This is a genomic window from Herbaspirillum hiltneri N3, from assembly GCF_001267925.1.
In the GTDB taxonomy this organism is placed as follows: domain Bacteria; phylum Pseudomonadota; class Gammaproteobacteria; order Burkholderiales; family Burkholderiaceae_D; genus Herbaspirillum; species Herbaspirillum hiltneri.
This window is the reverse complement of the sequence record NZ_CP011409.1, coordinates 2,544,907-2,569,716: the sequence shown is the minus strand read 5'-3', so window position 1 is coordinate 2,569,716 and position 24,810 is coordinate 2,544,907. Positions and strand designations below refer to the sequence as shown.

16 protein-coding genes are annotated in these 24,810 nt (G+C 61.0%); 5 read left to right on the top strand and 11 right to left on the bottom strand.

Annotated elements, in window-relative coordinates:
• Positions 1 to 35 precede the first annotated feature (35 nt).
• From pyrH to rpsB, 3 genes are all read right to left on the bottom strand, one after another.
• Positions 36 to 752, bottom strand: coding sequence for a UMP kinase (gene pyrH, locus F506_RS11670; RefSeq protein ID WP_053197633.1), 717 nt, complete (start codon positions 750 to 752; stop codon positions 36 to 38).
• 229 nt (positions 753 to 981) lie between these two features.
• On the bottom strand, positions 982 to 1,866 hold the full coding sequence (tsf, locus tag F506_RS11665; RefSeq protein WP_053197630.1) for a translation elongation factor Ts: 885 nt from the start codon (positions 1,864 to 1,866) through the stop codon (positions 982 to 984).
• Positions 1,867 to 2,021: 155 nt separating this feature from the next.
• Positions 2,022 to 2,771 (bottom strand): 30S ribosomal protein S2, encoded by a 750-nt coding sequence (rpsB, locus tag F506_RS11660; protein ID WP_053197629.1) that lies wholly within the window; start codon positions 2,769 to 2,771, stop codon positions 2,022 to 2,024.
• 388 nt (positions 2,772 to 3,159) lie between these two features.
• On the opposite strand from rpsB, the gene map reads away from it, so the two are divergent.
• From map to F506_RS11645, 3 genes are all read left to right on the top strand, one after another.
• Positions 3,160 to 3,984, top strand: a complete 825-nt coding sequence (map, locus tag F506_RS11655; protein ID WP_053197627.1) for a type I methionyl aminopeptidase — start codon at positions 3,160 to 3,162, stop codon at positions 3,982 to 3,984.
• Positions 3,985 to 4,019: 35 nt separating this feature from the next.
• Complete coding sequence (locus tag F506_RS11650) at positions 4,020 to 6,572, top strand: [protein-PII] uridylyltransferase (protein WP_053197625.1); 2,553 nt, start codon at positions 4,020 to 4,022, stop codon at positions 6,570 to 6,572.
• Positions 6,573 to 6,659: 87 nt separating this feature from the next.
• Entirely contained in the window at positions 6,660 to 7,406 is a 747-nt protein-coding gene (locus F506_RS11645; RefSeq protein ID WP_053197623.1) for a pseudouridine synthase, read from the top strand.
• A gap of 69 nt (positions 7,407 to 7,475) precedes the next feature.
• On the opposite strand, the gene F506_RS11640 is transcribed toward F506_RS11645, so the two are convergent.
• Complete coding sequence (locus F506_RS11640) at positions 7,476 to 7,967, bottom strand: cyanophycin metabolism-associated DUF1854 family protein (RefSeq protein WP_053197621.1); 492 nt, start codon at positions 7,965 to 7,967, stop codon at positions 7,476 to 7,478.
• On the bottom strand, positions 7,964 to 10,237 hold the full coding sequence (locus F506_RS11635; RefSeq protein WP_053197620.1) for a cyanophycin metabolism-associated ABC transporter: 2,274 nt from the start codon (positions 10,235 to 10,237) through the stop codon (positions 7,964 to 7,966). Before F506_RS11635 ends, F506_RS11640 begins: the two co-directional genes overlap by 4 nt.
• Before the next feature lie 423 nt (positions 10,238 to 10,660).
• Between F506_RS11635 and F506_RS11630 the strand changes: the two genes are divergently transcribed.
• Together F506_RS11630 and cphA are read left to right on the top strand one after the other, a co-directional pair.
• Positions 10,661 to 12,859, top strand: coding sequence for a cyanophycin synthetase (locus F506_RS11630; protein ID WP_053197618.1), 2,199 nt, complete (start codon positions 10,661 to 10,663; stop codon positions 12,857 to 12,859).
• Positions 12,860 to 12,959: 100 nt separating this feature from the next.
• Positions 12,960 to 15,530 (top strand): cyanophycin synthetase, encoded by a 2,571-nt coding sequence (gene cphA / locus F506_RS11625; RefSeq protein WP_053197616.1) that lies wholly within the window; start codon positions 12,960 to 12,962, stop codon positions 15,528 to 15,530.
• Positions 15,531 to 15,655: 125 nt separating this feature from the next.
• Here cphA and def read toward each other — a convergent pair whose 3' ends face one another.
• The 6 genes from def to smc form a co-directional block, all read right to left on the bottom strand.
• On the bottom strand, positions 15,656 to 16,192 hold the full coding sequence (def, locus tag F506_RS11620; RefSeq protein ID WP_053197614.1) for a peptide deformylase: 537 nt from the start codon (positions 16,190 to 16,192) through the stop codon (positions 15,656 to 15,658).
• 25 nt (positions 16,193 to 16,217) lie between these two features.
• A complete protein-coding gene (galU, locus tag F506_RS11615; protein WP_053197612.1) occupies positions 16,218 to 17,105 on the bottom strand; it encodes a UTP--glucose-1-phosphate uridylyltransferase GalU in 888 nt (295 codons plus the stop codon).
• Between the two features lie 90 nt (positions 17,106 to 17,195).
• Positions 17,196 to 19,277, bottom strand: coding sequence for an NAD-dependent DNA ligase LigA (gene ligA / locus F506_RS11610; protein ID WP_053197609.1), 2,082 nt, complete (start codon positions 19,275 to 19,277; stop codon positions 17,196 to 17,198).
• A gap of 31 nt (positions 19,278 to 19,308) precedes the next feature.
• On the bottom strand, positions 19,309 to 20,667 hold the full coding sequence (locus F506_RS11605) for a cell division protein ZipA C-terminal FtsZ-binding domain-containing protein (protein ID WP_053197607.1): 1,359 nt from the start codon (positions 20,665 to 20,667) through the stop codon (positions 19,309 to 19,311).
• The gene (locus tag F506_RS23410) at positions 20,664 to 20,837 is read right to left on the bottom strand and encodes a hypothetical protein (protein ID WP_158443129.1); all 174 of its coding nucleotides are present in this window, start codon (positions 20,835 to 20,837) and stop codon (positions 20,664 to 20,666) included. Before F506_RS23410 ends, F506_RS11605 begins: the two co-directional genes overlap by 4 nt.
• A 285-nt stretch (positions 20,838 to 21,122) precedes the next feature.
• Complete coding sequence (smc, locus tag F506_RS11600) at positions 21,123 to 24,650, bottom strand: chromosome segregation protein SMC (protein WP_083458260.1); 3,528 nt, start codon at positions 24,648 to 24,650, stop codon at positions 21,123 to 21,125.
• Positions 24,651 to 24,810 lie beyond the last annotated feature (160 nt).

The following is a 24,810-nucleotide window of genomic DNA, read 5'->3' as shown; positions in this document are numbered from 1 at the left end:
AAAACCAATTTGTAACAGTGTTCGGAAACGTGAATTTATACGTGGACCAGCGTGCCTTCATCCTCGCCCAGGACTACGCGCTTGAGCGCACCGGGCTTGACGATGGAAAACACCTTGATCGGCAGTTTCTGGTCGCGGCACAACGCGAATGCGGTGGCGTCCATGACCTGCAGGTGCTTGGAAATCGCTTCGTCGAAGGTGATGGTGCTGTAGCGTGTGGCAGCCGGATCCTTCTTGGGATCGGCGGTGTAGACGCCGTCGACCTTGGTGGCCTTCAGCACGATCTGGGCGCCGATTTCCGAGCCGCGCAACGCCGCTGCGGTATCGGTGGTGAAGAATGGGTTGCCTGTGCCGGCGGCGAACACCACGACCTTGCCTTCTTCGAGGTATTGCAGCGCCTTGGGGCGAACGTAAGGCTCGACCACCTGTTCGATGGCGATTGCGGACATGACGCGTGCCGTGAGGCCGGCCTGGCGCATGGCGTCGGCCAGCGCGAGCGAGTTCATGACCGTTGCCAGCATGCCCATGTAATCGGCCGTGGCGCGGTCCATGCCCTGCGCTCCAGGTGCGACGCCGCGGAAGATATTGCCGCCGCCGATCACGATCGCCAGTTCGACGCCCAATTGGGTTACTTCCGCCACGTCGGCGACCATGCGCTCGATGGTGGCGCGGTTGATGCCGTAGGCATCGTCGCCCATGAGGGCTTCGCCGGAAAGTTTGAGGAGTACGCGCTTGTAAGCTGGTGTCGTCATGTGCTGGGCTCCGTTTGCTATCCGATTGACTTGTAATTCCGTGCGCCTTGCCTCTTGCTGCTGTAAGGAAAGGACGCCATTGTATGCTGCCGTACTCTGCTGCCGGGATTTGGTTACATGTTGAAATGCCTGGCCATCGACCTGACAAATCTTATCCAAAGTCCCTGAAACCAGTCGAAAGTTCCGACAGGCTTAAAAAAACGGGCCTCTCGGCCCGCTTCCTTGTTGCTTACTGCGCTTGCTTGGCGGCAGCAACCTGGGCTGCCACCTCGGCTGCGAAGTCATCCTGTTTCTTCTCGATGCCTTCACCAACCACGAACATGCTGAACGACTTGACGGAGGTATTCGCCGCCTTGAGCATTTGTTCAACGGTTTGCTTGTCGTTCTTCACGAACGACTGGTTGAACAGCGATACTTCCTTCAGGTACTTCTGCACCGAGCCGTCCACCATCTTGGCGACGATATCGGCCGGCTTGCCAGATTCGGCAGCCTTCAGGGAAGCAACCGAACGCTCTTTTTCGATCAGATCTGCAGGCACCTGATCCGACGACAGCGCAACCGGCTTCATCGCGGCGATGTGCATGGCGACGTCCTTGCCGACTTGCTCGTCGGCGCCGTCGAACTCGACGACCACACCGATGCGTGTGCCGTGCAGGTAAGACACCAGCTTGCCGGTTGTCTCGAAGCGTTGGAAGCGACGGATCGACATGTTTTCGCCGATGCGACCGATCAGCTCGGTACGTGTTTCTTCAACTGTCTTGTCGCCCAGTGGCAGTGCAGCCAATGCGGCCAGATCGGCAGGATTCTTTTCTGCGATCACTTTGGCAACAGCGTTTGCCAGAGCGATAAATTCATCGTTCTTGGTGACGAAGTCGGTTTCGCAGTTGATTTCCACCAGGGCGCCGACGCCGCCGGCGATATACGTTGCGACAACGCCTTCCGAAGTGATGCGGGAAGAAGCCTTGGATGCCTTGCTGCCCAGTTTTACGCGCAGGATTTCTTCAGCGCGGACCATGTCGCCTTCGGCTTCGGTCAGTGCCTTCTTGCATTCCATCATCGGCGCGTCGGTCTTCGCGCGCAGTTCGCCTACCAGTGCTGCGGTAATTGCCGCCATATGTTTCTCCTAACTAAGTTGACATGCCGTCATCGGGACGTCACATCGGGAATTCGATCAATTTACTCAAAAAAAAGGGGCGAACTGCGCTAACTCTCGCTGTTACCCCTTTTCTTTTCGCCCGCAGATGAGTCTCCACGGGCGCTGCAGGCAAATTAAGCCTGTTCGTTCACTTCGACGAATTCGTCGCCGCCGTTTTTGACGGCTTCGACAACTTCGTTCACTGCATTGGCACGGCCTTCCAGGATCGCGTCAGCAACACCGCGAGCGTACAGAGCGATTGCCTTGGCGGAATCGTCGTTACCTGGAATGATGTAAGTCACGCCTTCCGGGGAGTGGTTGGTATCGACCACGCCGATGACCGGGATGCCCAGCTTGGCGGCTTCGGTGATGGCGCCCTTGTGGTAGCCGACGTCGATCACGAAGATGGCGTCAGGAATGCCGCCCATATCCTTGATGCCGCCGATTGCCTTTTGCAGCTTTTCTTGTTCGCGGCTGAACAGCAGTGCTTCCTTCTTGCTCAGCTTTTCGTTGGAACCGTCGGCGATGGCGGCTTCCATGTCCTTCAGACGCTTGATCGATGTCTTGATGGTCTTGAAGTTGGTCAGCATGCCGCCCAACCAACGTTGGTCGACGTAAGGAACGCCTGCGCGTTGTGCTTCAGCTGCGATGGTGTCGCGTGCTTGACGCTTGGTGCCGACAAACAGGATAGTGCCGCGGTTGGACGACAGTTGGCGCACGTACTTCAGCGCTTCCTGATACATGCCCAGGGTCTTTTCCAGGTTGACGATATGAATCTTGTTGCGATGACCGAAGATAAACGGGGCCATCTTTGGGTTCCAGAAGCGTGTTTGGTGACCGAAGTGGACACCTGCTTCCAGCATTTCGCGCATAGTTACGGACATAAATTTCTCCAGGGTTAGGTCTGGAATCCATTCGGCCATCCGGGAGGACAGATCAACTGTTGCCCGGACACCCTTTGCGAACGGATTCGCGATTCAAAATTAACAACAACTTATTTATTTCACTACTTATTTCACCAAAGCAAGATCTGCATCAACCACCTGCATCAAACGGCGCAAACAGCCGAAATTGCTGCAAAAACTCGCTTTCCAACCTGAGTGACTCAAGTTAGCCGAGCATTCTACCTCATCCGGAGAATCCATTCAAGCGCCGAAAGCATTGTTTTCATTAGCTTTTGCCCGCGCCGCGCGGCCAATCCGCGCCGACAGAACCGCCTGCCCTCGTCTATAATCTCCACTTAACGATTTTTAGCGAATTGCGACAAACTTTATGGGCTCCATCTCCATCAAAACCGCCGAAGACATCGAAGGCATGCGCGTGGCCGGCAAACTGGCCGCCGAAGTGCTCGATTACATTGCGCCCTTCGTCAAGGCTGGCACCACCACCGGCGAACTTGACCGCCTGTGCCACGAGTACATGACCAATGTGCAGGACACCATTCCGGCGCCGCTGAACTACTGTCCGCCAGGCTATACGCCGTACCCGAAGGCGATCTGCACGTCGCTCAACGACATCATTTGCCACGGCATTCCCGGTGACAAGGTCATGAAGAACGGCGACGTCCTGAACATCGACATCACCGTGATCAAGAACGGTTACCACGGCGACACCAGCCGCATGTTCTTCATCGGCGAACCATCGATCCTGGCGCGCCGCCTGACCGAAATCACCTACGAGTGCATGTGGCTCGGCATTTCCAAGATCAAGGCCGGAGCACATCTGGGCGACATCGGCCACGTGATCCAGCAGCATGCGGAAAAAGCCGGCTACAGCGTGGTGCGCGAGTTCTGCGGCCACGGCATCGGCAAGGTTTTCCACGAAGAACCGCAAGTGCTGCATTACGGCCGCCCCGGCACACTGGAGAAACTCGAAGCCGGGATGATCTTCACGGTAGAACCGATGATCAACGCCGGCCGCCGCGAAATCCGCGAGATGGGCGACGGCTGGACTATCAAGACCAAGGATCGCAGCCTGTCGGCGCAATGGGAACACACCGTGCTGGTGACCGAGACCGGATTCGAAGTACTGACGGTATCGCCCGGCATGCCCGCGCCACCGGCCTTCATCCTGCAAGCGGCCCCTGCCCTCGCCTGATCCGCCTCCCTGCCTGATCCATCGACCGGATTTCTATGCCCTCCCTTGCCGTCACCTTAAAAAAGCAACTCAAAGCAAAGCGCCAGGAAGCGATTGAAGCCTTCCAGGCTGACGGCAAGACCGACCACCTGTTGACGCAACTGCGCCGCAATGTCGACGCTGCACTCACCGAAGCCTGGGAAAAATGCGACTTGCCGCGCGACATCGCCCTGGTCGCGGTCGGCGGCTACGGACGTGGCGAACTGTTTCCGCATTCCGACGTCGACGTCCTGATCCTGCTCGACGAAACGCCCGGCAAGGCCATGCAGGAAAAGCTGGAATCGCTGGTGCAGCTATTCTGGGACATCGGCCTTGAGATCGGCCACAGCATCCGCACCATCGACGAATGCATGAGCGAATCGGCCGCCGACATCACGGTGCAGACCAGCCTGCTGGAAGCGCGCCTGGTGACCGGCAACAAGACCTTGTTCCAGCTGCTGCAGGTGAAGTGCCAGGCGGCCATGGATCCGCGCGCCTTCTTTCTGGCGAAAACCCTGGAACTGCGCCAGCGCCACGTCAAATACGAAGACACGCCCTACAGCCTGGAACCGAACTGCAAGGAAAGCCCGGGCGGCCTGCGCGACCTGCAGGTGATCCTGTGGGTGGCCAAGGCGGCAGGCCTGGGTGACTCCTGGAGCAAGCTGGCCCAGCGCGGCCTGCTGACCGCAACCGAAGCGCGCCAGCTGACGCAGAAGGAACGCGCCTTCAAGGACATCCGGATACGCCTGCACATCTACACCAACCGCCGCGAAGACAGGCTGGTGTTTGATATCCAGACGCCGATCGCCGAGAGTTTCGGCTTCAAGAGCACCGACACGCGCCGCGCCAGCGAATACCTGATGCAGCGCTATTACTGGGCCGCCAAGGCGGTCACGCAGCTCAATACCATCCTGCTGCAAAACATCGAAGCGCAACTGTTCCCGCAGGACGTCATCCCGCAAAAGATCAACGAGCGCTTCAACGAACTCAACGGCTTCCTCGACATCGCCCACGACAACGTCTTCGAAGACACGCCGTCGGCCATGCTGGAAGTCTTCCTGGTGCTGGCCCAGCACCAGGAACTCAAGGACATGTCGGCGCGCACCATGCGCGCGCTGTGGCATGCTCGCTTCAAGATCGACAACGCCTTCCGCGCCGATCCGGCCAACCATGCGCTGTTCATGCAGATCCTGCAGGGCAAGCGCGGCATCATGCACGCGCTGCGCCGGATGAACCAGACCAGCGTGCTGGGCCGTTACCTGCCCAACTTCCGCCGTATCGTCGGCCAGATGCAGCACGACCTGTTCCACGTCTACACGGTCGACCAGCACATCCTGATGGTGGTGCGCAACGTGCGCCGCTTCACGATGAGCGAACACGCGCACGAATACCCGTTCTGCAGCCAGTTGATGGCCAACTTCGCACAGCCATGGATCTTGTACGTGGCTGCGCTGTTCCATGACATCGCCAAAGGCCGTGGCGGCGACCACTCCAAACTGGGCATGGCCGATGCGCGTCAATTCTGTGTGCAGCACGGCATTTCGGAAGCGAACACCGAACTCGTGGTGTTCCTGGTCGAGCACCACCTGACCATGTCGCAAGTTGCGCAAAAACAGGACTTGTCGGACCCTGACGTGATCCAGCAATTCGCCGACTCGGTCAAGGACGAACGCCACCTGACCGCCTTGTACTTGCTGACCGTGGCCGATATCCGCGGCACCAGCCCGAAGGTCTGGAACGCCTGGAAAGGCAAGCTGCTGGAAGACCTGTACCGCATGACCTTGCGCGTGCTGGGCGGCGAAGCGCCCTCCGCCGACCGCGAGCTCAAGAACACACAGCAGGAAGCGATCAAGACGCTGCGCCTGTACGGCCTGCCGGCAGACGCCCATGAAAACTTCTGGCGCCAGCTCGATGTCGCCTATTTCCTGCGCCTCGACGCGTCCGACATCGCCTGGCAGACGCGCTCGTTCTACGACAAGATGGACAGCAAGGTGCCGCTCGTCAAATGCCGCCTGGCGCCGATCGGCGAAGGCGTGCAGGTCGCGGTATACACGCCTGACCAGCCCGATCTGTTCGCGCGCATCTGCAGCTATTTCGACGAAAAGAATTTCAGCATTCTGGACGCCAAGATCCACACCACCAAGACCAATTACGCGCTCGATGCCTTCCTCATCAGCGCGCCGGTGTTCGCCAAGAATTACCGCGACATCATCAACCTGATCGAGCATGAACTGGCGCACCTGCTGCAATCCGACAGCCCGCTGCCGGCACCGGCGAAGGGTCGCTTGTCGCGCCTGTCGCGCACCTTCCCGATCAATCCGTCGGTCGACCTGCGTCCCGATGAACGCGGCCAGTATTACCTGCTGTCGGTGTCCGCCAACGATCGCAACGGCCTGCTCTACACGATTTCCAACATCCTCGCCAAGTACAAGATCAACTTGCACACGGCCAAGGTGATGACGCTCGGGGAACGGGTCGAAGACGTGTTCCTGGTCGACGGTGCGGCGCTCAACCATCCGCGCAACCAGATCATGCTGGAAACCGATTTGCTCAAGGCGCTGCGTATCTGACATTGTGACCTTGCGCGCTTTTTTTCCTGCTTTTTTCTGCTTTTTTTCTACTTTTACTTAACCAGATTTTTACCCTGCTTATCCATCATGACTGAACCCGTACGCCTGTCCAAACGCATGTCCGAACTCGGCCTCTGTTCGCGCCGGGAGGCCGACGAATGGATAGAAAAAGGCTGGGTCCGCGTCGACGGACAGGTGGTCTCGGTGCTCGGCAGCAAAGTGTTGCCGCACCAGCGCGTGAGCGTCGAGCGCCAGGCTGCTGCGGAACAATCCAAGCGCGTCACCATCCTGATCAACAAGCCGATGGGCTTCGTCAGCGGCCAGGCCGAAGACGGATACAAACCTGCGGTAGCCCTGGTGGAGTCCGCCACGCGCTGGAAGGAAGACCACGTCGACACGCAATTCCATCCGACGCAGTTGCGCAGCCTGGTGCCGGCCGGTCGCCTGGACATCGACTCGGTCGGCTTGCTGGTGCTGACGCAGGACGGTCGCATCGCCAAGCAACTGATCGGCGAAGACAGCAGCGTCGACAAGGAATACCTGGTGCGCGTGCAATACACCAAGCCGGGCAAGCTGCCCGACAGCGACCTCAAACGCCTCAATCACGGCCTGTCGCTGGACGGCAAGGCGCTCAAACCGGCAAAGGTGCGCTGGCAAAACGACGATCAGCTCAGCTTCATCCTCAATGAAGGCAAGAAGCGTCAGATCCGCCGCATGTGCGAGCTGGTCGGCCTGAAAGTCGTCGGCCTCAAGCGCGTGCGCATCGGCGGCGTCAAGCTCGGCGATTTGCCTACGGGGGAATGGCGTTACCTGCGTCCTGACGAGCAATTCTGACGAACACGCGCACATAAAAAAACGGCTGCAACCGATACGGAAGCAGCCGTTTTTTGTTGCGTGCCGGATTTACAGGAAGCGATCCAGAATCTTGCGCCCGTGCTTGTCCAGTGCCTTGGTATCCCGGATCAGGAACTGGATGCCGTGGCTGTCGGCGATCAGCAATGCCGAGTTGGGCAGACGGCGGATATCTTCTTCGCCCTTGAGCGTGAACGAGGTATTGCCCCGATTGGTTTCCACTTCCCAGATGCTTGGCGTGGCGAAGCTGGAGACGCCGACGATGCGGCTGATCTGCGGCATGAATTCGCGCGCGGCCAGTTCTTCTTCGATGATGCTGCGAAGTTCCACGGAGATGTCCGACCATTGGTCGATCCAGGCCAGTTCATGCCCCTCCGCGCTGACCAGGGCGATGCCTTCATCAGGCGCACCGATCGGAAAAGCACGCACGGGAATCGCGCCTTCATGCGCGACGCCTTCCGCGTCGACGAAGACCAGGCGGCCGAAACTGTTGCGGCGCAGGGTGAAATTGTGGGCGGCGGCGCCGTTGTGCGTGGTCATCATTCGTCATCCTTCTCTTCGCTGCCCGACACCTCGGCTTCGGGATTACGCGCCTGCGCCTGATACAGGCGGTAGTAGGCGCCCTGCTTGGCCATCAATTCTTCGTGCGGACCGACTTCGACCACCTGGCCCCGGTCAAGAACGACAAGACGATCGGCTTTGCGCAAGGTCGACAGACGATGGGCAATCGCAATGGTAGTGCGGCCTTGCACAAGATTGTCGAGCGCCTTCTGGATTTCCTTTTCGGTAGTCGTGTCGACCGAGGACGTCGCTTCGTCGAGGATCAGGAAACGCGGATCGATCAGCAGCGCGCGCGCAATCGAAATACGCTGGCGCTCGCCGCCCGACAGCGCCTGTCCGCGCTCGCCCACCAGCGAATCGTAGCCTTGCGGCAGACGCAGGATGAATTCATGCGCATGCGCGGCACGGGCCGCGGCGATAATCTCGGCGCGCGTGGCCTCGGGCTTGCCGTAAGCGATGTTCTCGGCAATCGTGCCGAAGAAAAGGAAGGGTTCCTGCAAGACCAGGCCGATGTTGCGCCGATATTCGGAGATCGGCAGCGAACGGATATCAACGCCGTCAATGCGGATCGAACCTTCCGAGACGTCGTAGAAACGGCAGATCAGATTGACCATGGTGCTCTTGCCGGAACCGCTGTGGCCGACCAGGCCGATCATTTCGCCCGGTGCGATCGACAGATCGACGCCGCGCATGACCGAGCGATTGCCGTAGCGGAAACCGACATTGCGCAGCTCGATGGCGCCCTTCACTTTTTCGATGTGCACCGGATTGGCCGGCTCCGGCACGCTCGACACGTGGTCGAGGATGTCGAAGATCCGCTTGGCGCCGGCGGCGGCCTTTTGCGTCACCGACACGATGCGGCTCATTGAATCCAGGCGCGTGTAGAAACGGCTGATGTAGGCCAGGAACGCCGTCAGCACACCGACCGTGATCTGGTTGTGCGACACCTGCCAGATGCCGAAGACCCATACCACCAGCAGGCCGATTTCGGTCAGCATGGTCACGGTCGGCGTGAACAGCGACCAGATCTTGTTGACGCGATCGTTGACCACCAGGTTATGGCGATTGGCTTCCTTGAAGCGGGCCGCTTCACGCTTTTCCTGGGCGAAGGCCTTGACCACGCGGATGCCGGGGATGGTATCGGCCAGCACGTTGGTCACTTCCGACCAGATGCGGTCAATCTTTTCAAAGCCATGGCGCAGGCGATCGCGCACCACGTGGATCATCCAGGCGATGAACGGCAACGGCAGCAAAGTCACCAGCGCCAGCCACGGATTGATCGAAATCAGGATCACGGCCGTCATGATGATCATCAAGACGTCGATGATGAAATCCAGCAAATGCAGCGACAGGAACACGCAGATGCGGTCGGTCTCCGAACCGATGCGCGCCATCAGATCGCCGGTGCGCTTGCCGCCGAAGTATTCCTGCGACAGCCGCAGCAGATGTTCATAGGTCGATGTGCGCAGGTCGGCGCCGATGCGCTCGCTCACCAGCGCGAGGATGTAGGTGCGGGCCCAGCCGAGTATCCAGGCCACCATGGCCGAACCCAGCAAACCGCTCAGGTACAGGCCGGCCAGACGAGAATCCAGCGGCGCACCGTTCTGGAACGGAATCAGCACGTTGTCCATCAACGGCATCGTCATGTACGGCGGCACCAGCGTGGCAGCGGTCGATGCCAGCGTCAGCAGGAAACCCAGCAGCAAGGAACCCTTGTAAGGTTTGGCGAAGCGCGTCAGGCGGAACAGCGCCCAGGTCGATGGCGGTGCCTCCTTGGCTTCCGGACAGATGGCGCAGGCTTCCTGGCCCTGCGGGATCGGCGCCTTACACTGCGGACACACGTCGAGTGCTTCTTCCACCGCCGCCTGGCCGGACGCCTGGGCGTCACGCTGCTGGTCGAACTGGTTGATCAGGCGCAGCGCCTGCGGATTTTGCGCCAGCGTGTAACGCCAGAAAGCCAGCCGCGATTGCCCATCCTGCAACTCCAGGCTGCCGACACCGGCGTGGTCATGGTGCTTCAATGCCAGGCCGGCACGGTATTCCCAGGTGCTCCAGCCCTGGTTCTCGCTGTTTTTGGCGAGCAAGCGGCGGTCGGTCGCGACGATCAGCCCGCTGCTGAATTTCAGCGCGGTGTCTAAATCGAGTTCGAGCCAGGTAACGATCTTTTCGTCGGGCGCCAGCTGGGCTTGCGCTTCCGCGCGCCACGGCGCGGGCAAATTGGAGGAGCTTGGGATGAGGGATTCTCTATTCATCTGAACGGCATGTTTGTCCTGTGCGGACAGTGAGGAATGGTTTTGCTGGCAACTTTTTGCCGACAATCTATGCCGCGCATATTATATCGCAAGGGTTTGCCACACCGACAACGCGCAGCCCTCCCCTTGCGATGACAAACAAGCGCCGGTTTGACGGCAAATCCTGACGATTCCCTGATCTTTTTGCATGCAAGACGGCAAACAGTCTGAGACAATATCGTTACATATTGTGTATTCCGGCAACTTATGGGAAGGGGCTGGGACAAATATGGGACGAAGAACAAGAAAATCCTGCAAAAACATTCGCAGGCCGATGGTAGCGCTCGCATTTTGTTGATGTGAAGTAAACCAATCGGCGCTTAATGCGTTATTCATGCTTGGATCGACAGAACGCACAACGCTTAGCGGCACAACTGCTTACTCATGAAAAATATAGAATTTCTCCGTATCCTCCCGTTGCACGGCCCCAATATCTGGACCTATCGCCCTGCGCTGGAGGTCTGGATCGACATCGGAGAACTGGAAGACTTTCCGTCGAATATCATTCCCGGCTTCAATGAACGCTTGACCAGCTGGCTGCCGTCGCTGGTCGAACACCGATGCAGCTACGGCGAGCGCGGCGGTTTCCTGCAGCGCCTGAAAGAAGGCACCTGGCCCGGCCACATCATGGAACACGTCACGCTTGAGCTGCAAAACCTGGCCGGTCTGCCCGGCGGTTTCGGCAAGGCGCGCGAAACCTCAGTGCGCGGCGTCTATAAAGTCGTCGTCCGCGCCCGCCACGAACAAGTCACCCGCGCCGCCCTCTACGCCGGTCGCGACCTCGTCATGGCCGCGATCGAAGACAAGCCTTTCGACGTCGAGGCGACCGTCGAAAAACTGCGCGACATGGTCGACTCGCTGTGTCTCGGCCCCAGCACCGCCTGCATCGTGGACGCCGCCGATGAGCGCCGCATCCCGTCGATCCGCCTGTCGGAAGGGAATCTGGTGCAACTCGGCCACGGCTGCAAGCAGCGCCGCATCTGGACCGCAGAAACCGACCAGACCAGCGCCATCGCCGAAAGCATTTCGCGCGACAAGGACCTGACCAAGACATTGCTGCAATCCTGCGGCGTCGCCATTCCCGAAGGCCGCATCGTCGACAGCCCGGCCGATGCCTGGGAAGCCGCCGAAGACATCGGCCTGCCGGTGGTCGTCAAGCCGTCCGACGCCAACCACGGCCGCGGCGTCTTCATCGATCTGAACACGCAAGCCGAAGTTGAAACCGCCTATAAGGCTGCGCTGGAAGAAGGCAGCAGCGTGCTGGTCGAGCGCTTCATCCGCGGCAACGAGCATCGCCTGCTGATCGTCGGCGGCAAGCTGGCCGCGGCTGCGCGCGGGGAACCGATCTTCGTCGTCGGCGACGGCAAGTCCACCATTTCGCAACTGATTGACGTAGTCAATCAGGACCCGCGCCGCGGCGATCTGGAAGAGCACCCGCTGAACCCGGTTATCCTTGACCGCGAACCGGCCGCCCGTCTCGAACTGGAACGCCAGGGCCTGACTGCGGACTCGGTGCCGCCAAACGGAAAAAAAGTTCTGCTGCTGCGCAATGGCAACGTTGCCATCGACGTCACCGATCAGGTCCACCCCAGCGTCGCCGCGACGGCAGCGCTGGCGGCGCGCGTGGTCGGCCTCGACATCGCCGGCGTCGATCTGGTGGCCGAAGACATTTCGCGTCCGCTCGACGAACAGCGCGGCGCCATCGTTGAAGTCAATGCCGGTCCCGGCTTGCTGATGCACCTGAAACCGTCCGAAGGCACGCCGCGTCCGGTCGGCCAGGCTATCGTCGAACACCTGTTCAAGCCGGAAGACACCGGCCGCATTCCCATCGTCGGCATCACCGGCACCCACGGCAAGACCACCATCGCCCGCCTGGTCGCGCGCATCATCGACCTCAGCGGCAAGCATGTCGGCTTGGCTTGCGGCGACGGCCTTTACCTCGGCCAGCGCCTGGTCGAAAAAGGCAATCGCGCCAATTGGGGCGCCGCACACCGTGTGTTGCTCAACCGCGCCGTCGAAGCCGCCGTGTTTGAAAACGGCAGCGTTTCGATTCTCTCTGAAGGCCTCGCCTACGACCGCTGCCAGGTCGGCGTGGTCACCAACATCGATCCGGCCGACAGCCTGCCCGAGTACGACATCGACAATGCCGAGCAACTGGCCACCAAGGTCAAGCGCACCCAGGTCGACGTCGTGCTGCCGGACGGCGTCGCCGTACTCAACGCCGAAGATCCGCTGGTCGCCGACATGGCCGGCCTGTGCGACGGAGAAGTGATTTTCTTCGCCGTCGACAGTCAGGCGCCGGTCATGACCGAACACTTGAAACAAGGCAAGCGCGGCGTCTTTGTGCGCAACGGCGACGTCATCCAGGCGACCGGCGACAAGGAAGTCCGCGTCAGCACCGTGACCGCGATCCCGATTACCGGCGGCGGCGCCGTCGGCTTCCAGATCGAGAACGTGCTGGCCGCAGTCGCCGCGACCTGGGCGCTTGGCATCACAGCCGACCTGATCCGCGCGGGCATCGAATTGTTCGGCACCGAACAGGCCGAAGAGCAAGGCAAGAAGCGCAAGGCGCAGACGGCCTGAAGCGGATCTGACGCGGATCATTTCACAGCACCCCAAAGCAAGGCCGGGCTCTGGTCCCGGTCAAGAAACTTAAAACAGACACATTCAGGAAGACTCGTTGATGGACGTTTCACGTATTCGCGTACTGCGCGGCCCTAACCTCTGGAGCAGGCACACTGCGATCGAAGCCATCGTCTCGTGCCCCGAGGTCGAGCGCGCCATCGAAGGCATGCCGGGATTTGAAGTGCGCCTGCGCGCGCGCTTCCCGCACATCGGCTTCCTGCAACCGGCCGGTGAAGTCAAGGCCGTCTCCATGGCGCACGCGTTGCAAGCCGCCGCGCTGGGCCTGCAGTCGCAAGCCGGTTGCCCGGTGACCTTCAGCCGCACCGTCCCCACCGTCGAAGCCGGCGTCTATCAGGTCATCGTGGAATACAGCGAAGAAGCCGTCGGCCGCCTCGCCTTCGAACTGGCGCAGAAGCTGTGCAACGCCGCCGTCGACGACAAGCCGTTCGACCTGGCCGACGCACTGGCGCGCCTGCGTGAACTGGATGAAGACGTGCGTCTCGGCCCCAGCACCGGCGCCATCGTCGCTGCCGCGGTCAAACGCGGCATCCCGTTCCGTCGCCTGACCGACGGCAGCATGGTGCAGTTCGGCTGGGGCAGCCGCCAGAAACGCATCCAGGCCGCCGAGACCAGCAACACCAGCGCCATCGCCGAATCGATCGCGCAGGACAAGGAACTGACCAAGATGCTGCTCAACGCCGCCGGCGTGCCGGTGCCGAACGGGCGCGTGGTGGAGACCGTCGAGGATGCCTGGGCCGCCGCACAGGAAATCGCTGCGCCGGTGGTCATCAAGCCGCGTGACGGCAATCAGGGCAAAGGCGTCGCCGTCAACATCAGCAGCCATGAACAAATCGTCGCCGCCTTCAACGCCGCAGTCAAAATCAGCGACGAAATCATCGTCGAACGCTACCTGCCCGGCCACGACTACCGCCTGCTGGTGATCGGCAAGACCCTGGTCGCCGCCGCCCGCCGCGACCCGCCGCAAGTCATCGGCGACGGCGTGCACACCATCCGTCAACTGGTCGACACGGTCAACAGCGATCCGCTGCGCGGCGACGGTCACGCCACCTCGCTGACCAAGATCCGTTTTGACGACATTGCATTGGCCACGCTGTCCAAACAGAATTACGACGCCGAGTCGATCCCGCCACAAGGCGCGCGCATCGTCCTGCGCAACAATGCCAACCTGTCCACCGGCGGCACCGCCACCGACGTGACCGACGACGTCCATCCGGAACTGGCTGCGCGCGCAGTCGCCGCAGCGCAAATGGTCGGCCTCGACATCTGCGGCGTCGACATCGTCTGCAACACCGTACACGCTCCGCTGGAAGAACAGGAAGGCGGCATTGTCGAAGTCAACGCCGCACCCGGCCTGCGCATGCATCTTTCGCCGTCCTACGGCAAGGGCCGCGCGGTCGGCGACGCCATCATCTCGACCATGTTCGCCGACGGCGACGATGCCCGCATCCCGGTCGTCGCAGTGGCCGGCACCAATGGCAAAACCACCACCGTGCGCCTGATCACGCACCTGCTGGCGCAAAAGGGCCTGCGCGTCGGCATGACCAATACCGACGGCGTCTACATCGACAATCAGCGCACCGACACCGGCGACTGCAGCGGTCCGCGCAGCGCCCGCAACGTGCTGTTCCATCCCGACGTCGACGCTGCCGTGCTGGAAACCGCGCGTGGCGGCGTATTGCGCGAAGGCCTGGGTTTCGACCGCTGCAACGTTGCCGTCGTCACCAACATCGGCATGGGCGACCATCTCGGCCTCAGCTACATCAGCACGGTCGAAGACCTGGCCGTGGTCAAGCGCGTGATCGTCGAAAACGTCGCATCGACCGGCTACGCAGTGCTCAATGCCGCCGACGCGATGGTATCGAGCATGGCGCCATCCTGCCCCGGTGCAGTGATCTTCTTCGCACTCGACCCGACCCATCCGATCATGGCGACGCATCGCGCGCAGGGCCACCGTGTGGTCTTCCGCGATGGCGACGACATCGTGGCGGCACAAGGCGAGCAGGAAGTTCGCCTCGCACTCAAAGACATTCCGTTGACCCGCAACGGCGGCATCGGCTTCCAGGTGGAGAACACCATGGCGTCGGTCGGCGCAGCATGGGCCCTGAGTCTTGACTGGAATATCGTGCGCGCAGGCTTGCGCACCTTCATCAGCGACGTCGGCACCGCACCGGGCCGCTTCAACATGTTCGATTATCGCGGCGCCACCGTGATCGCCGACTACGGCCACAATCCGGACGCCATCAATGCGCTGGTCAAGGCCATCGAAAGCATTCCCGCCAAGCGTCGCTCGGTAGTGATCAGCGGCGCCGGAGATCGTCGCGACATCGACATCCGCCAGCAAACCGAAATCCTCGGCGATGCCTTCGACGAAGTCGTGCTGTATCAGGATCAATGCCAGCGCGGTCGCGCCGACGGCGAAGTGCTGGCGCTGCTGCGGCAGGGCCTGGCCAACGCACGCCGCACGACCGTCACCAAGGAAGTCTACGGCGAGTTCCTGGCCATCGATACGGCGCTGGCTTCGCTCAAGGAAGGCGAACTGTGCCTGATCCTGATCGACCAGATCGAAGAAGCGCTGGCGCATATCGGCAAGCGCGTGGCGGAAGGCTAAGGCTGAATTGCGTCTTGCACGCTTGCTGTAACCTGCAATGAAAAATCGCGTATGAAGTCAGGCTTCATACGCGATTTTCTTTGGGTCGAAGACAATGATCCGACTTGACCGATTGCTTGAGCAACTCAATCGTCGTCGTTCGGGTCCAGTTCGGGAAACAGGATTTCGGTGAAGCCGAAGCGCGTAAAGTCCTTGATCCGCATCGGATACAGCACACCGATAAGATGATCGCACTCGTGCTGCACAACGCGCGCATGGAAACCATCGACAGTGCGGTCAATGCGATTGCCCTTCTCGTCCACGCCTTCGTAACGCAAGCGGCTCCAGCGCGGCACCACGCCGCGCAGACCCGGCACCGACAAACAACCTTCCCAACCCTCGTCCTGCTCGTCGCTCAGCGGCGTCAGGGTCGGATTGATCAGTACCGTCTCTGGTACTTCGGGCGCATCCGGATAGCGCTGGTTCTTCTTGAAACCGAAAATCACCAATTGCAGGTTGACGCCGATTTGCGGCGCCGCCAGGCCCGCACCGTTGACTGCACGCATGGTCTCGAACATGTCGGCAATCAGCACGTCCATCTCGGGCGTGCCGAATTGCTGCACCGGCTCGGCCTGGCGCAGCAGGCGCGGATCGCCCATTTTCAGAATTTCACGAATCGCCATATCGGTCCTCTCGCCCTGCTCTGCTTCAGGAATTGACGCCGAGCTGTTTCAGGTACTCGGTAAATGCGGGGCCGGTCTCCGCATGCTTCATGCCCATCGCGACCGTCGCCTTGAGATAGCCCAGCTTGGAACCGCAATCGTAGCGCTGGCCTTCGTAGCGATACGCCAGCACGGTTTGTGCGTGCATCAGCGCCGCGATGCCGTCGGTCAGCTGGATCTCGCCTCCGGCACCCTTGCCGATGGTTTCGAGGTACTCGAAAATACGGTTGTTGAGCACGTAGCGGCCGACCACTGCCAGCGTCGACGGCGCCACATCCGGAGCCGGTTTTTCGACGATGCCGTTGACGCGTTCCAGATTGGTCTGGTACGCAGTGGCGCTGACGATGCCGTATTGCTTGGTATCACTGCGTGGTACGTCCTGCACCGCCAGCAGGCTCAGGCCCTCGCGTTCGTAAACTTCGGTCATCTGCGCCATGACCGGCTTCTGGCCGGGACCGACGTCCATGAAATCGTCCGCCAGCAGCACCGCGAAAGGCTCGTCGCCGACCACCGGACGTGCGCACAGTACCGCGTGCCCCAGACCCAGCGGAGCGGATTGGCGAATGAAGATGCAGGTGACGTTCTTGGGAATCACGTTCTGGACAATATCCAGCAATTGCTGCTTGCCGGCGGCTTCAAGTTCGGCTTCCAGTTCATAGGCCTTGTCGAAATGGTCTTCGATGGCGCGCTTGTTGCGGCCGGTGATGAACACCATCTCGGTGATGCCCGCCGCGACCGCTTCTTCCACTGCGTAATGGATCAGCGGCTTGTCGACGATGGGCAACATCTCCTTCGGCTGCGCCTTAGTAGCCGGCAGGAAGCGGCTGCCCAGGCCGGCGACAGGAAATACGGCTTTCTTGATTCTCTTGCTCATTGCAACTCCCGATAACATATTGAGTGTATTCACGTGGCGCCGGACGCCTGGCCCATGATGCATGGCGCCATTATCGTCCAGTATCGCCGATTATTCTGCGGCTGCCGTTTCCGGAGCATCCTGAGGGCCGGTTTTGATCAATGCCTGCAGGCCGTCCTCGTCGAGGATGGCGATGCCCAACTCTTCGGCTTTCGCCAGTTTGCTGCCGGCATCGGCGCCGGCCACCACATAGCCGGTTTTCTTCGACACTGAACCGCTGACCTTGCCGCCGGCAGCTTCGATCATGTGTGCCGCCTCGTCGCGCGTCAGCGTCGGCAAGGTGCCGGTCAGGACAAACGTCTTGCCGGCCAGCGTCTTGGCCTGGATCTCGATGCCTGCGCCTTCGCTCCAATGGATGCCGGCTGCGCGCAACTGATTCACCAGTTCGACATTCAGACTATCGGAAAAAAAGCTGACGATGGAACGCGCCACCACCGGACCGACGTCGGCCACCTCCAGCAACTGTTCCTCGTTCGCCGCCAGCACCGCATCCATGTTGCCGAAATGGCGCGCCAGCTCCTTTGCGGTGGCTTCGCCGACGTGGCGGATGCCGAGACTGTAGATGAAACGCGCCAGCGTGGTCGACTTGGATTTTTCCAGTGCATCGAGCACATTCTGCGCCGACTTCTCGGCCATGCGGTCGAGCTCGGCCAGCGCAGTCAAGCCAAGCCGATACAAGTCCGCCGCCGTGGTGATGACGTTCTTGTCGACCAGTTGTTCGATCAGCTGATCGCCCAGGCCTTCGATGTCCATTGCGCGGCGCGAAGCAAAATGCTGCAGGCCGCCCTTGCGCTGTGCCGAACACTTGACCCAGCCGCCCGAACAGCGTGCGATCGCCTCATCGTCAAGACGGATGATTTCGGAACCGCACACCGGGCACGTCTTCGGCATGTCGAACAGCCTGGCATCGGCCGGCCGCGACTCGGGTACGTAAGTGACCACTTCCGGGATCACGTCGCCGGCGCGGCGCACGATCACGGTGTCACCGATCCGGATGTCCTTGCGGCGCACTTCGTCTTCGTTATGCAGCGTTGCATTCGTGACGGTCACGCCGCCGACGAATACCGGCGCCAGCCGCGCCACCGGCGTGATGGCGCCGGTACGTCCGACCTGCACTTCGATGCCTTGCACCACGGTCAGCGCTTCCTGCGCCGGGAATTTATGCGCGAGCGCAAACCGCGGCGCACGCGACACGAAACCGAGCTGCTGTTGCTGATCGAGGCGATCGACCTTGTAGACCACGCCATCGATTTCATAAGGCAACTCGGCGCGCTTGGCGCCGATGCCGTGGTAGAACTTCAGCAAGCCATCGGCGCCTTGCACCACCGCACGCTCCTTGCAGACCGGCAGACCGAGTTCGGAATACCAGTCGAGCAGCGCCGAATGCGACGCCGGCATGGCCGTACCTTCCAGTACACCGATGCCGTAGGCAAAAAAGCGCAAGGTGCGCTGCGCCGTGATCCGAGAGTCGAGCTGGCGCAGGCTGCCCGCCGCGGCATTGCGCGGGTTAGCGAATTCCTTCTGGCCGGCATCGCGCTGGCGCTGGTTGAGCCGGGCGAAATCATTTTTGTACATCAGCACTTCGCCGCGCACTTCCAGCACCTGCGGCGCCTTGTCGCCATGCAGACGCAAGGGAATGGCGCGTACGGTGCGGATATTGGCCGTGACATTCTCACCGGTAGTGCCGTCACCGCGCGTGGCGGCGCCGACCAGCACGCCGTCTTCATAACGCAGGCTAATGGCGAGACCGTCGAATTTCAGTTCGGTGGCGTAAGCAATGTCTGCCTCAGAAGACAAGCCGTCCTTGACGCGCTTGTCGAACGCGATGATGTCTTCATCATCGAAGCCGTTGCCCAGCGACAGCATCGGGATCGCGTGACGCACCTGCTCGAATTGCGGCAACGGCGCACCGCCCACACGTTGGGTGGGCGAATCGCTGGTGACCAGTTCGGGATGTTCCGTTTCCAGCGCCTGCAGCTCGTGGAACAGCTTGTCGTATTCGGCGTCGGGAATGCTGGGATTGTCGAGGACGTAGTAGGCGTGGTTGTGACGGTCCAAGGCCGCCTTGAGCCAAGCCGCCCGCGCGCGCCAGTCGCCTGGCGCCGCGGGTGCTGAATGTGAATCTGGATGCATGGTAGGAGCGCTCAAAGAATAGCGCGCAAGCTTAACTGAAGAGGCGCATCGCGCGCTTGGAGCCGGCCGGGATTTCTGCAGATTCCATGGCGCTGTAGAACGCGCCGACCTGCTCGGCGATATCGCTCAGCGCGGCGTCCGACAGCAACTGGTCGCTGTCGTCGACCACGGTGCCGCCCAGCCGCATGGCCAGCGAACGCGCGCAAGCGATCATGGCGCCGTAGCCGTCACGAGCCGGACCGACGCGCGGAACATCCAGCAACAGCGTAAGGCGATCGGTAGTCTCGGCTGCGCCGGTGACGTTGGTCGACATCGAGAACAGCACTTCGCCTTCGCCGTCCTGCATCACCAGATGACCGTCGGTACGGCGATCGAAACCCTGGCGGGTCAACGCCGCAAGCAAGGTGGTGACGTTCCACGGCGCACCGTTGGAACGAACGTTGACGCCCAGCTGGACGTCGTGATCCATGATGAACTGATGCAACGCTTGCGCCGTCTTCATCACGTCGATCATGTCGGGGATTTCGGGCTCTGCACCGACCGCGTCGGTGAATTCGCGCAAACGCACAATCAGCTCGGAATATTCAAGCTCATTGAGCGCATTGTTGCGATTGGCCAGCTGCACGCCGGCCAGCAAGGCATTGTAGGAACTGCCGTGGCCGATCGGCTCCCATTCGCCTTCCGTCGTGCGGCCGACGAAATTCACGGTCTTGTTGCCGACATGGCGCAGGTTCTGCACGCCCGGCAACAGCTTCTCGCCGCGCACGGCGACTTCCAGCGCAATCGGGATGATGCAGTCGACCAGTTCGTCGACCGGCAATTCGCGCTGCGGCGCCGCCGGCGCCTGCGCCACTTGCTCGCCGGCAAACATCTCGGTGTCGTTGAGTGTGGCTTCGACATGACTCAGGTCGGAGTTGAGATTGTCCACATTCATCGGATCAGCCAGATAGTCGTCATGGCTGTCCAGCGGTGTATCGATCGACAGGTAGGGCTCGACCGGCGTGTCCAGATCGGCTTCGGTAACCGGCGGCGTAATCGGCTGCTGCGCGGGCGCCGGCACTTGCGGACGGCGCTCGGGCATCTGGTAAAGCTCGGGCTCGACGCGGTCATCGTCGTCGTACATCGACAGCGGCGACTTCGCAGCGGGCGCCGATTGCACAGGAGCAGGTGCAGCCTGGAACGACGGCGGCACGGCGGCGGCCGGCGCGCTCCTGGGCGTGGAAAGCGGCTGCGCCGCACTGTCGGCGTTCATCAGCACATCGTCGTGATCGGACGCAAACGCACGTTCGACGGTCTTGCGCGTCTTGTGCTCCTGCCATTTATTGTAGGAAATCACGCCCACGACGATCACGCCGCCGATGACGATCAGGCTGGTCTGGAGGTCTGTCATGCCGAATGCACCCTGGAATTTTTCTTGGAAGCGAGGCGCACTGCGGCATTGCCGGCGCCGGCCTTCACTGCGGTGGTTGAGAGAGTCGCAGCTGCTGCTACCGCTGCGGCCATGCCCTGACGGGCGGCGCGGCGGACATCAACTGTGTTCAGTTCGATAAAACTGGTCATAACTGGTCTTCGTGGATTCCTGAGAGTCGGCGGAACAAGATGTTCAATTGCTTCCTGAATATATCCGTACAGCAGCAAAAGTACGCCTGGTCCACCATTACCGTCTTGTTATTCTTTGTCTGGATCGCTTTGCATCAGCAGCGCTGAAGCCCGCTAAAGCCCTTGTATGACAAGCCGTTCAGGGTAGTGTTCCCCCTTGGGCTTGTCAAGCTGTCCGGCCTTTGAAAAACGGCGCATCAGCACCGAAATTCGCAGCTCGCGCACGGCATGCAAACGCCGGACGGCCTAAGCCGCCTGCACCTCCGACGTGAAGTTGGCCGCCGCTTCCATGTCGACCGCCACGATACGCGACACGCCCTGCTCCTGCATGGTCACGCCGATCAGCTGGTTGGCCATTTCCATCGCGATCTTGTTATGCGAGATGAACAGGAACTGGGTGTTCGACGACATGCGCTTGACCATATTGCAGAAGCGCTCGGTGTTGGCATCGTCGAGCGGCGCATCCACTTCGTCCAGCAGGCAGAACGGCGCAGGGTTCAGCTGGAACATCGAGAACACCAGCGCGGTCGCGGTCAGCGCTTTTTCGCCGCCGGACAACAGGTGAATCGTGGCGTTCTTCTTTCCCGGCGGTTGCGCCATGACTTGCACGCCGGAATCGAGGATCTCGTCGCCGGTCATGGTCAGCCTTGCCTGGCCGCCGCCGAACAGGATCGGGAACAGTTCTGCAAAGTGGCCGTTGACCTTGTCGAAAGTGTCCTGCAGCAAGCCGCGGGTTTCGATGTCGATCTTGTGGATGGCGTCCTGCAAGGTGGTGATCGCTTCGTTGAGGTCGACGTACTGTGCATCGAGGAAATTCTTGCGCTCGGAGGCAGTCGCCAGTTCATCCAGCGCGGCCAGATTGACTGCGCCCAGGGCGGCGATCGCATTGGTCAGACGGGTCACTTCGCCTTGCAGGTAGGAAGGACGCATGTCGTCGGTCAGCTTCTCGGCCAGCGCCGCTTCGTCGGCCTGGGTGTTGGCCAGCGCTTCAGTGAACTGCTCCTGATTCAGGCGCGCGGCCTGTTCCTTCAGTTGCAGTTCGGTGATGCGATCGCGCTGCGGCTGCAGGCTGCGCTCGGCTTGCAAGCGCGCTTCTTCGTGATGGCGCAACTGTTGCGACAGCTGGTCGAGTTCGTGACGGGCGTCGGCCAGCGCACGCTCCTGGTCGGTGCGCTTGTCCAGCAAGGACTGCAAACCGGCTTGCGCGGCCTGGTCGTCGAGGCTTTCCAGTTCCAGGCTGCCCTGTTGCATGCTGGCAAACAATTGCGCGGCCTGCTCCAGCGCAGTGGCGATGCTGCGCTTGAGTTCGTCGATCTTGTTGCGTTGCGACTTCTCGGAGAACTCGGCTTCCTGCGCGGCGCGTTCCAGTTCGCGCAGGCGCTGGCGCGCATCGTTGAGTTGCTGTTCCTTGCTGAGGTAATCGGTCTGGCCGTTTTCGTGCGACTCCTGCAGCTCGGCCAGCTCGATGTCGAGCTGCTCGAACTTGGCCTCGGATTCGGCCTTGATCTGTTGCTGCTCGACTTCCTGCATTTCGATTTCGGCGAGGTCGGCGACGATCTGCGTGCTGCGCTGATTGAAGCGCTCCTGCACTTCCGACAGCTTCATCACTTCGATCTGCAGGCTGTGCACCGCCTGGGTCAGGCCGGCGACGCGCTGGCGCAATTCCTGCAGACGCTGGGTGGCGGCGGTCATGGCGGCGTCGGCGCGCACCGCGCGCGATTTGGCTTCTTCAGCCAGCATGTATTGGGCGCGCTGCTGCTTGGTCAGGTTTTCGATTTCCTGCTGGCGCGCCAGCATGCCGTCCTGCTCCGAATCGGAAGCATAGAAACGCACGCTCGACTGGCTCACCACGTGGCCTTGCTTGGTCACGAAGCAAGCGCCGGCCGGCAGCTTGCTGCGATCGACGAACGCGCTGGCGGTGTCGTCGGCAATAAAGACGTTGTGCAGCCAGTCCTGCATCAGTGAGCGCAAACCCGGATCGTTGAGTTGCAGCAGATTGATGAATGGCTTGAGTCCGTTCGGTGCCGGCTCGGCGGGAGCGGCTGCCGGGTTCGGCGCGAACAGCGCCAGCTTGGCCGGCGGCGCATCGTTGAAGAAGGCCTTGGCCCAGTCGAGGTTCGACACTTCCAGCGCCGACATGCGCTCGCGCAACACCGACTCCAGCGAGGTTTCCCAACCGGCGTCGATATGCAGCTTCTGCCACAGGCGCGGCAGGTTGGCCAATTCATGCTTTTCCAGCCACGGCTGTACCTTGCCCTGGGTCTGCACGCTTTCCTGCAATTGCTTGAGGGCCGACTGGCGCGCTTCCAGCTGCGCCAGGTCGGAGGTTTCCTTGCTGACCAGTTCCTGCGCGGTGCGGCGTTCTTCTTCCAGCTTCGGCTGCTGTTCCTGCGCCTCTTCGAGGTACATGGATGCTTCTTCCAGCGCGGCTTGCTTTTCTTCCAGCTGCAACTTGAGGTTGGACAAGTGCGCGTCGTCGGGCATGTTCAGGCCGCTCTTTTCCTGCGCCAGGCGTTCCCGGCGCACCGCCAGGCCGGACAGGATGTTGGAGGCATTGCGTTGATGCGCCGACTCCAGTTCGATCTGCTGCTGGATCTGCATGATCTTGCCGCGCGATTCGGTCGTCTTGAGCTGCGCTTCGCGCCATGCCTGCTCCAGCGTCGGCACCTTGTCGTTGCCGTCCTGCACAGCTTGCTGCGCCTGCTCGACGCGCATGCCCTGCTCTTCAAGCTGGATCTCGGCTTCCGCCAAATCGTCCTGGTGCTGCGTGCCCTGGCGTTGCCACTGGTCGCGCTGCGCAGTGAGCGAATTGAGTTGCGATTGCAGCCGGTTGCGCGACTCGATGACGAACTTGATCTGCGCTTCCAGGCTGCCGATTTCGGAGTTGGTCTGGTACAGATGGCCTTGCGCCGTATGCAGGCGATCGCCGGCGCCGTAATGGGCCTGGCGCATGTGTTCCAGCTCGGCCTCGACGTGGCGCAGCTTGGCGGTCTGTTCTTCCAGATCGATTTGCGCGCGTTCGATTTCGCGGAAGAATTTTTCCTGCTCGGCCTTGGCTTCGTTCTTGCGCAACAGCCACAGAAGCTTTTGCTTCTCTTCCTGGTCGCTGGTGAGTTCGTTGAACTTCTTGGCGACGGCGGCCTGCGCTTCCAGCTTTTCGAGATTGGTGTTGAGCTCGCGCAGGATGTCTTCCAGGCGGGTGAGGTTCTCGCGCGTGTCGTGCAGGCGGTTTTCGGTTTCGCGGCGGCGTTCTTTGTACTTCGACACGCCGGCAGCTTCTTCGAGGAAGATGCGCAGCTCTTCCGGGCGCGCTTCAATGATGCGCGAAATCATGCCCTGGCCGATGATCGCGTAAGCGCGCGGGCCGAGGCCGGTGCCGAGGAAGATGTCCTGGATGTCGCGGCGGCGCACCGCCTGGTTGTTGATGTAGTACGAGGAGGTGCCGTCGCGCGTGAGCGTGCGCTTGACGGCGATTTCGGCGTATTGGCCCCATTGGCCCGCAGCCTTGCCCATGGCGTTGTCGAACACCAGTTCGACGGAAGCGCGCCCGGCCGGCTTGCGGTTGGTGGAGCCGTTGAAAATGACGTCCTGCATGGACTCGCCGCGCAGTTCGGAGGCTTTCGATTCACCCAGCACCCAGCGCACGGCGTCAATGATGTTGGATTTGCCGCAACCGTTGGGACCCACCACGCCCACCAGCTGTCCCGGCACCTGGAAATTCATCGGATCGACGAAAGACTTGAATCCTGACAATTTAATGGAATTTAAGCGCACGTTATCTACAATTTCACAGAGTTTGACGGAGGCAGGCAAATTCGCCCGCAATAGCCCGGTATCATAACATTCCGAGAGGGAAAACCGCTCAATTCACGGCTTGCAAAAGGAATCGCCGTTGCCGCCAAAACAAACGGCCTGCCCGATTGCTCGGACAAGC

Excerpts from the sequence above, each read along its gene's own strand:
- pyrH (WP_053197633.1), bottom strand. The coding sequence starts at position 752 with ATGACGACACCAGCTTACAAGCGCGTACTCCTCAAACTTTCCGGCGAA.
- tsf (WP_053197630.1), bottom strand. The coding sequence starts at position 1,866 with ATGGCGGCAATTACCGCAGCACTGGTAGGCGAACTGCGCGCGAAGACC.
- rpsB (WP_053197629.1), bottom strand. The coding sequence starts at position 2,771 with ATGTCCGTAACTATGCGCGAAATGCTGGAAGCAGGTGTCCACTTCGGT.
- map (WP_053197627.1), top strand. The coding sequence starts at position 3,160 with ATGGGCTCCATCTCCATCAAAACCGCCGAAGACATCGAAGGCATGCGC.
- F506_RS11650 (WP_053197625.1), top strand. The coding sequence starts at position 4,020 with ATGCCCTCCCTTGCCGTCACCTTAAAAAAGCAACTCAAAGCAAAGCGC.
- F506_RS11645 (WP_053197623.1), top strand. The coding sequence starts at position 6,660 with ATGACTGAACCCGTACGCCTGTCCAAACGCATGTCCGAACTCGGCCTC.
- F506_RS11640 (WP_053197621.1), bottom strand. The coding sequence starts at position 7,967 with ATGATGACCACGCACAACGGCGCCGCCGCCCACAATTTCACCCTGCGC.
- F506_RS11635 (WP_053197620.1), bottom strand. The coding sequence starts at position 10,237 with ATGAATAGAGAATCCCTCATCCCAAGCTCCTCCAATTTGCCCGCGCCG.
- F506_RS11630 (WP_053197618.1), top strand. The coding sequence starts at position 10,661 with ATGAAAAATATAGAATTTCTCCGTATCCTCCCGTTGCACGGCCCCAAT.
- cphA (WP_053197616.1), top strand. The coding sequence starts at position 12,960 with ATGGACGTTTCACGTATTCGCGTACTGCGCGGCCCTAACCTCTGGAGC.
- def (WP_053197614.1), bottom strand. The coding sequence starts at position 16,192 with ATGGCGATTCGTGAAATTCTGAAAATGGGCGATCCGCGCCTGCTGCGC.
- galU (WP_053197612.1), bottom strand. The coding sequence starts at position 17,105 with ATGAGCAAGAGAATCAAGAAAGCCGTATTTCCTGTCGCCGGCCTGGGC.
- ligA (WP_053197609.1), bottom strand. The coding sequence starts at position 19,277 with ATGCATCCAGATTCACATTCAGCACCCGCGGCGCCAGGCGACTGGCGC.
- F506_RS11605 (WP_053197607.1), bottom strand. The coding sequence starts at position 20,667 with ATGACAGACCTCCAGACCAGCCTGATCGTCATCGGCGGCGTGATCGTC.
- F506_RS23410 (WP_158443129.1), bottom strand. The coding sequence starts at position 20,837 with ATGACCAGTTTTATCGAACTGAACACAGTTGATGTCCGCCGCGCCGCC.